Consider the following 8,342-nt stretch of genomic DNA (forward strand, 5'->3'; position numbering starts at 1 on the left):
ATTTTTAAATTTTTGCTTGCTAGACCGCTTGCATTTTGCTATCTTAGCACTTTGCCCATTCAAAAGGACTTGCCAATGTAACTCATATCTCATCTTTACCTACACTTAAAATTTTTAAAAACACCCAACTTTCAACATTATGCAAGCCGTTGATTTATCAAGGGCGAATGTGATTCGCCCCTACAATTCAAAAACCATCAATAGTCAATACGTTATCATTCTGAGTTGAGATTGGGTTAAAAACTTTGGAAAGTTCTGTATGAGACACGCTCTACTATTTACCCCTGCTTTTGTGGCAAGCCTTGCCTTTGTTGGTATTGCCCAACTTATTGTCGCATCATCCACCTTTTTTATCGCAAATCTTGCCAAAAGTGTAACGGACGGCACGCTATCGCTGCCTTATCTTATTGGTTTTGTGACATCTTTGACACTCGTACTGATACCGCTTTATTTTGCCAGTATCTTTTTGGAAAAAGCCAAATTTGACTCGCTAGCACGTTATAACACTTTGTTTGATAAGCATTTTTTGGGAAAATCATGCCATTATAACAACCACACTCTAAAACAGACCGCCACCGCCATGCTCGCCCAAGAAAGCAAACACACCCTTGATGACAGCTTACTTGGCGTTTTTGATATGATAACACTACTATTAAATGTCGGATTTAATCTGATTGTCATTGCATGGGTGCTAGACGGCTTTATTTTATTGGGTTATGGTCTGGGCATGGTGCTTGCCATGGGAGCGGTACATTTATTTAAAGGCAGGCTTGGTAATCTTGCCAAAACCGCCCAAATGTCTCGGCTCATGCTGATGTCGGGGCTATCAAAGGCGTGGGATAATGTGATTATTTTTAATAAATACAATTACTTACGACACAATCGCACTCTGACAGACACCCTTAACAAAGCCAAAACCGACAGTATCCATGCCAAATCCATGCGACACCTAAGCAGTAATGTGGGAATGCTTGTTTTGCTTGTGTGCGTCTTGACGGCAAGTGGCGTGTTGTTTTGGCAAAATTTGGGGGATATGGCGATGCTTGCCATGCTCGTTGCTACGTTGCCACGCCAGATTCAAATGCTTCAAATGAGCCATGAACTCATTGGCTATCGGGCGGAAATTAGCACACTCATGGCTCGGCTTGACGGGCTAATCCAATTGTTTGATACGCCAAATGCCACGCTTGACAAGCACATTAAAAAAGATAGAATTTTTGTCAAACAGACCAATCAAGTCTTTGATTTTGATGAATTTTTGAAAAATCCGCCCAGCACAGGACGCATTACCCTTGTTGGCGATAATGGCGTGGGCAAATCGTGCGTGCTTTTGACATTAAAGAACAGGCTTAGCGAGCGTGCTTATTATCTGCCCGCCAAGCATGAGCTGATTTTTGATAATACCGAAGGCTCAACAGGACAGCGACTTATCGGTGAAATTGATGAGCTAACGGGCGATGATACGCCTATATTGCTCCTTGATGAGTGGGACGCCAATTTGGATGGCGTGAACACGGACATCATTCACGCCAAGTTAGATGAAATTGGCAAAACAAGGCTTGTCGTGGAAGTTCGCCATTGATGTGGATTTGCAGGATGCATCAAACCCCAACCAAGCCTATCATCAAAGCATTCACTACTATCACAAGCCTCACGGTTACCCCAAGCTCCTTGCCCAGACGAGCAGGGCTATGGCGGTGCGTGATGACAGCATGAGTGTGCTTGATAAGCAGGGGTAAACACAATACCAACGCCCACGCCCTATCACCAAAGACAACAGCGTGATAGCCATAGCACATCATCGCCCCATACAAAAGGACAAAATAACCTACAATGCGATAACACCCCAACACAATGGCAAGCGTTGTCTTGCCACTGGTGCGGTCGGTGTCAGTATCTCGCAAGTTATTGATGTACAACACACAGGCGGACAACAGCCCCACACCTGTGGCGATGGGCAGATTTTGGGCGATGTCCGCCCTGCCCGTTTGTAGATAATAACCGCCAAGCACCGCCACATAGCCAAAGAAAATCAGAACGGCAAGCTCGCCAAGTGCATGATAACCATAAGGTTTTTTTCCCATGGTATAGCCCAATGCTCCCAAAATCGACACCGCCCCCAAGCCAAAAAACAGCACAATTTGGTAAACTGTTAAAGGACTTAGCCAAATCAGCATCGCCCCTGCCATCATGGTTTGGGTAAGCCAAAGGACAAGCCACGCCCGAAATCTGCCTGCCGACACCGCCCCACTGCCGACAAGACGGGCTGGGCTGTCATGATGACGATCTTTATCGGTGCCACGAATGCCATCGCCCAAATCGTTGGCAAGGTTTGACAAAATCTGCAAGGACAAAGCGGTATAGATAATCAGCACACACAACGCCCAATTATCCAGCCCAAATCCGCCAAGCGTGCGATACGCCAAGCCCTGCCCCACCCCAAGGCTCATAATGGCAATGGGGTAGGTGCGTGGGCGAGTGGCGTGGATAAATTGGGCGATGGGCGAATTGGCAGATGACATGATAAGCCAAGTGGGTTTGCGAGTTGGGTTTTAAAGGTATTTTTGAGCGTTTTAAAAATATTTAGGCTTTTTCTTTTTTTGCTCTAAATGTCGTCCAAAACCCCGACAGGGCATAAATCACGCCAATGGCAAGCACGCCCACAGGAATGTCATAAAGGGCAATGCCCATGATAAGCACGCCAATAATTAGCCCAACAAAGGGGATTTTTTGGCGGTCAAATTCTTTAAAGCTATAATATTTGACATTGCTCACCATAAGCAGTCCACAGATGACCGTCCATACCGCACAGATGGTGGCGAGCAGTTGGGGGCTAAAACCCATTGCATGGTCTCTTGCCACCATCACGCTTGACGTTACCAAAATCGCTGCCAAAGGACTTGCCAATCCGATAAAGTATTTTTTATCCACCGTGCCGATTTGTACGTTAAATCTTGCCAAGCGAAACGCCGCACAGACACTAAACACAAAGGCACACGTCAGCCCAAACCGCCCAAATTCATGCAATGCAAAATGATACACAAGAATGGCAGGGGCAAGCCCAAAAGCGATACAGTCGGCAAGGCTGTCGAGTTGCTCGCCAAAGGGGCTTTGGGCGTTTAAGAGTCTGGCGGCTCGTCCGTCCATACCGTCCAAAATGGCGGATAAAAAAATGGCAAGGCACGCCTTATCAAACCGCCCTTCGCTACTGGCAACGATAGAAAAAAATGCCGAGAGCATGGACGCACTGGTGATAAGATTGGGAATGGGATAGACCCCACGGCTTATCTTTTTTTGATTGCCGTGTTGTTCGGTCTCAACGACTTCAAAGGTAATGCCGTCATGGTCGTCTGGGTCTTTTGGGATTTGGGTTGTCATGGTGTTTTTGATTTAAAATATACTGTAAAAGAAAACCGCTCAAAGTAAGCTAAGTCGAACCATAGTGGTTTTCCTACCCTTCGACAGGCTCAGGGCGAACGGAAAACCTAGTTCGGCATACTTTTGAATGACTACGATTTTAACTTATTAAAATAATCACTCCCCAACCAACCATTTAACCACCGCCATGTCGTCCATATTCATGGCAGGTGCGTCTTTTGGTTTTAGGATTGGGGCGAGCGTTTGCAAAATGGCTTTGGCGTGTTCGTCAAATTGCCAAGGCGGATTGATGATGTGTAGCCCTGTGCCATTCATGCCCACCGCCACGTCATTGGGGTATAGGTTTAGCTCACAGACAAGCTGACGGCGGATGTCGGTGCGTTTCATTTTTTTATAAAACAATTCCACCGCATCGACATTTTTGATAGGATACCACAGCACAAATGTCCCTGTGGCGAATTTCTTATGACTTGCCACAAGCAAATCCACCAAACGGCTAAAATCCTTATGTTCCTGCTCAAAAGGCGGGTCAAGCAGGATAATGCCACGTTTTTCCTTGGGCGGTAGTACGGCAGGCACGCCTTCAAAGGCATTGCGATGATGAATGCCAATGGGAAGTTGATAAAGCTGATAGTTTAGGGCGTCATACTCGTCCGCCACCGCTTCAAAGGCTTCAGCACGCAAGGGGGCGTTGTCCGAATGGTTTTGGGCATGATTGGCAATCCACCAAGGCGAGCCGGGGTAGACGTGCTTATCATAGGTCTTGCGAGCGGTGTCAAGGTCTAATAGATACTGGGCAATGGCTTTTGGCGGTGTGCCAAGGTTGGCATTTTCTAAGGCACGAATACCCTTGTCCGCTTCGCCTGTTTTGGTGGCTTCGGTGCTTTCTAGCGAGTACAGCCCACGCCCGCCATAAGCGTCAAGCACATAAAAAGGCTTGGCTTTGGCACTAAATTGGGCGAGCAGTTGGAGTAATAAAATGTGTTTGGCAACGTCAGCGAAGTTGCCTGCGTGGTAGGCGTGTTTGTAATTCATGGGAAAATGCGTGTAATTTTAAATGACTTATGGTAGCATAACTCACGATTTTTGGCTATTTTTTATTTTCATTCTCGTTTTCATCGGCTTCATCAGTCGGACTATTTAGAAAATTTAAAAACTTCTTTAAATTCACCCGAAACAAAAACGGCATGCCAAACCACGCAATCATCGCCAAAAACAGGCTCATGTAGAACGCCACCGCCCAGCCCTTAATCGCCATGGCAAGAGCAAATGCCAACAGCCCCATGCCCACCACCAAAATCATCTTTAAAATGCCCTTTTGGATAATGCGATAGCGACCCAAAATGAACAGATGATACAAACTTATCGGCATGGACAAGCCAATCAGCACATAGGGCAGGTAGTGAAACGCCCAATACACCACCCCACTGTCTTTGAACGTCGCCATGCTCGCCAACGTGCCAAACACACAAAAACACACAATCGCCCCATAACCCAAATACACGCTGACGTTGGCAAGCCCTATCGCTTGCGTGATGACTTGGATGATTTGCTGATGTTTGGCTTGGGGGTTGGATTGGGTCGGGTTGGGGGCGTGGTTATCCATGCGTGTCCTTTTATTTGTGTGGTTGGGCGGTGTTTGGTGTACCTAATTTTGATATCGGATGAGATTACACGCCCTAATCTTTGCCTTTTTGTTCATTATCATGATAACTGCCAACATAGCGGGCAAGCTCTGGCGAGTTAAAATAACCATCAACCAACAAGCACGCCGAGACATCATCAATTGGGTCTCGCTCGTGCTTTATCCAGCCACGCTCCCATGCCATCATGCGAGCTTCGTGCGATGACAGGCGTTCGTCATACATATATACCTGCACGGGCAAATGGCGTTCACCCAGACGGTGTGCCAGACGGCGAGCGAATTTAGCCGCTCGTTTAGAAAGCATGGAGTCGGTACCGTCCATGTTCAGCGGTAAACCGACCACCACCACATCAATCCGCCACTGCTCAATGATACCCAGTAGATTATCCCAGTCAGGTTGTCCGTTGTCCATCGCCAAAATGTCAAAGGGGCGTGCGTCTGCACTTAGGCTGTTGCCCAGTGCCATGCCCATTTTTTTGACGCCAAAATCTAGGGCTAAAATCAAAGTCGGTGTTGTCATGAAATTCCTATTATTTTGGCAAATCAAAAAATCGGTCACAGGTAAAGCAAATTGGCTTTTTAACTTTTTAAAACATCACGTTTAAAAATCAAACAAACCCCGTGGTCAAGGTAAATTTATCAGGGTCAATGCCCAGTTTGTCATAAGCCAACATCAATCTGTCTTCAAACTTCGCCCGAAACAATATCTCCAAATCAGCAGGGCAAACCAGCCAGTCCTGCTCGCTTATCTCCTGCTCCAACTGCCCTGCCGTCCAGTTACAAAACCCCATGCAAAGCAAAAAGTGGGGCAAGCTGTCGCCCGATATCAGGCTTAGCACGTCTTTACTGGTTGTGATACACACGTTCTCGCCCACCGCAAACGACGACGCAAACTCGGGCAGTCCTGTATGTAGCACAAAACCCGCTTCGGGACGGATAAAGCCCCCGTGCATGGCAGGGGTGTTCATTGCCTTTTGGCTGGCGGGCAAATCAAGCTCGTGTAGCAAACCGCCCACCGAAGCACCGAGGGGCTTATTAATCATAAATCCCCACGCCCCGTCAGTGCTGTGACGGCAGATATAAATCAATGCGTCAGCAAAGCGTTCATCAGGCATGGACGGACTGGGCAATAAAAAATGATGTGTTAAGTTGGAAAATTTTTTCAAATCAGCTCGCTTGGGGATGTCATTATCATTAAGGTCAATATGGGGCAAAATCGCCATTTTACAAGGTTTGTGGATGGTAAGGCTATGAGCTGGCTTTATTAATATCATCAAGCAAGCCCTTGACATGAGCCCGAGTCGCTTCGGTGATGTTCACCCCACCTGACATGCGTGCCAACTCATCAATTTGTCTGTCGCCTGTGATGATGGACAAATGGCTCATCGTCTGCTCGCCATGCTCTTTGTGTACCAAGATATGACGGTGTGCCGCCGCCGCAACCTGTGCTTGGTGCGTGATGGCGAACAACTGCTGATGGTCGCCCAAACTTCTTAGTAGCTCACCCACCACCTGAGCTGTACCACCACTGATACCCACGTCCACTTCATCAAACACCAAGGTCGGGCGTGTCTCTTGATTCACGCCTGCACTCATGACCTGCATGATGAGAGCCATGCGAGACAGCTCGCCCCCTGACGCCACTTTGTGTAGCGGTTGCATGGGCATGCCGACATTGGCACTAAACATGAGAGCGATGTCAAACATCCCACTACCGCCATACTGATGTGTCTCTTTGGGGCTAAACTCAAAGACACAGCTGGCGTTCGGCAAGGCAAGTGCCGATAAGCGATGAGCCAGTTCGTCAGCGATTTGTGGGGCGATTTTGGTACGTTCGTGGTGCAGTTTGTCCGCCACACTCACATACTCATCCCATGCCCCTGCCACCTGCTCATCCATGGTCTCGTTGTCAGGCAGGCTCTCTAATTTGTCCAGTTCCGCCTGCCACTGCCCTGCCTGTGCGGTCAGCTCGTCTGTGGTCGTGTGGTATTTTTTGGCAAGGCGATGAGCCAGCCCCATGAGATTATTAAGCTCATCTAGTCGCTCTTCGTCAGGCAGTGACTGCTCGGCATAGTCCATAAGCCGTGCCACCGCATCATCTATCTGCTCGGACGCTTGGGTAAGTAGCTCGCTACACTCGGCGAACACTCGGCTTTTGTCCGATAAGTTATCACAGATTTTTAGACTGCGTGCTAACAGACTAGACACACTCATCTCGTCATTGTCTAGGTGCGTGACCGCTTGCACCGCTGACTGCATGAGATTTTCAAGGTTGGACAGCTCATCATACTCTTGCTCTATCTCGCTGATGTCCACCGCCATGAGTGGCTCAATGTCGCTTAGGCGTGATGACAAAAGTGCCATGCGGTCGGCACGCTGAGTGGACATGGCACGAGCGTCATCGGCTTCTTTTTTTAGGCGTTGGTATGCCCCAAAGGCGTCTTTGGTCGCTGATTTTAGGGTGTGCAAACCCCCCACATCATCTAGCCAATCGATGACAAACTGCGGTTTTAGCAGTTCAAGCCCTGCATGCTGTGAGTGGATATTGACCAAAATGCTGCCCAGTGATTTTAGTTCACTAAGGCTCGCTGGTACGCCATTTATCCATGATTTTGAGCGTCCGTTGGCACTGATTTTACGGCGGATGAGCAGTGTGTCTTCTTCTAGCTCTCGCTCATGCTCGGCAAACCACTGGCTCACCTTGTCATTATCGGTTACATCAAACTCGCCAAACACCGACGCTTCACTCTCGCCAAAACGCACCATGCCAGCGTCAGCTCGTCCGCCCACACACAGCGATAAAGCGTCCAATATCAAGGACTTACCTGCACCTGTCTCGCCCGTGATGACATTAAAACGCTCATCAAAGACGATTTCATGGTGCTTAATCAAAGCCAAATTATCTAAGGTTAGGGCTGTTAGCATGAATGTTCCATTATAAGTATGAATCGTTGCGATATTTTAGCACAATCGGGACTTGTTTGGATAATTTGGTCGGGTAAAAGAAATTTACAAGCCCAACGCACCAATCCCAAGCCCAATTTTAAAATTATCTAGGATTGATTTTAGCCATTTAGACTTTTAAGAATCAAATCCCACTTTCCTGCCCAAATATACAAATTATCGATTAAAAAACACATTTTTCCAAAACACAAACCAACCGCAAATGAATTTTATGGATAAAACTGCAAATATAAATGCAAAATTCCAGCTAAAACCATTTGCCCAATGTTGTTTATCAAACAACAAAACCGCACTCATTTCTAAGAAAATAAAATAAAGAATGATTGACAAAAACAACAATGTCATCGCCACTGTT

At 47.3% G+C, this 8,342-nt stretch carries 9 protein-coding genes; 1 reads left to right on the forward strand and 8 read right to left on the reverse strand.

The annotated features are described in order from the left end of the window. The first annotated feature begins 259 nt into the window (after nucleotides 1-259). Nucleotides 260-1,582 carry an ABC transporter ATP-binding protein gene (locus tag IM753_RS12315; protein WP_065255078.1) on the forward strand — a complete coding sequence of 441 codons (1,323 nt, stop codon included), beginning with the start codon at nucleotides 260-262 and terminating at the stop codon, nucleotides 1,580-1,582. A 19-nt stretch (nucleotides 1,583-1,601) separates the two neighbouring features. Here IM753_RS12315 and menA read toward each other — a convergent pair whose 3' ends face one another. The 8 genes from menA to IM753_RS13100 form a co-directional block, all read right to left on the reverse strand. Next, nucleotides 1,602-2,522 (reverse strand): 1,4-dihydroxy-2-naphthoate octaprenyltransferase, encoded by a 921-nt coding sequence (menA, locus tag IM753_RS12320; RefSeq protein WP_065255077.1) that lies wholly within the window; start codon nucleotides 2,520-2,522, stop codon nucleotides 1,602-1,604. A 61-nt stretch (nucleotides 2,523-2,583) separates the two neighbouring features. Further along, nucleotides 2,584-3,378, reverse strand: a complete 795-nt coding sequence (gene pssA / locus IM753_RS12325) for a CDP-diacylglycerol--serine O-phosphatidyltransferase (protein WP_065255076.1) — start codon at nucleotides 3,376-3,378, stop codon at nucleotides 2,584-2,586. Nucleotides 3,379-3,534: 156 nt separating this feature from the next. Continuing rightward, on the reverse strand, nucleotides 3,535-4,413 hold the full coding sequence (locus IM753_RS12330) for a 23S rRNA (adenine(2030)-N(6))-methyltransferase RlmJ (RefSeq protein WP_065255075.1): 879 nt from the start codon (nucleotides 4,411-4,413) through the stop codon (nucleotides 3,535-3,537). A 55-nt stretch (nucleotides 4,414-4,468) separates the two neighbouring features. Further along, nucleotides 4,469-4,984 (reverse strand): hypothetical protein, encoded by a 516-nt coding sequence (locus tag IM753_RS12335; RefSeq protein WP_227713155.1) that lies wholly within the window; start codon nucleotides 4,982-4,984, stop codon nucleotides 4,469-4,471. Between the two features lie 73 nt (nucleotides 4,985-5,057). Continuing rightward, the gene (ruvX, locus tag IM753_RS12340; protein WP_065255074.1) at nucleotides 5,058-5,543 is read right to left on the reverse strand and encodes a Holliday junction resolvase RuvX; all 486 of its coding nucleotides are present in this window, start codon (nucleotides 5,541-5,543) and stop codon (nucleotides 5,058-5,060) included. 88 nt (nucleotides 5,544-5,631) lie between these two features. Beyond that, nucleotides 5,632-6,138 (reverse strand): YqgE/AlgH family protein, encoded by a 507-nt coding sequence (locus IM753_RS12345; protein WP_227713157.1) that lies wholly within the window; start codon nucleotides 6,136-6,138, stop codon nucleotides 5,632-5,634. A gap of 133 nt (nucleotides 6,139-6,271) precedes the next feature. Then, entirely contained in the window at nucleotides 6,272-7,948 is a 1,677-nt protein-coding gene (recN, locus tag IM753_RS12350; RefSeq protein ID WP_065255073.1) for a DNA repair protein RecN, read from the reverse strand. A gap of 195 nt (nucleotides 7,949-8,143) precedes the next feature. After that, the coding region (locus IM753_RS13100; protein WP_227713156.1) for a hypothetical protein at nucleotides 8,144-8,342 on the reverse strand (199 nt) is incomplete at its 5' end.

The sequence above is a fragment of the Moraxella sp. K127 genome, from assembly GCF_015223095.1.
Taxonomy (GTDB): domain Bacteria; phylum Pseudomonadota; class Gammaproteobacteria; order Pseudomonadales; family Moraxellaceae; genus Moraxella.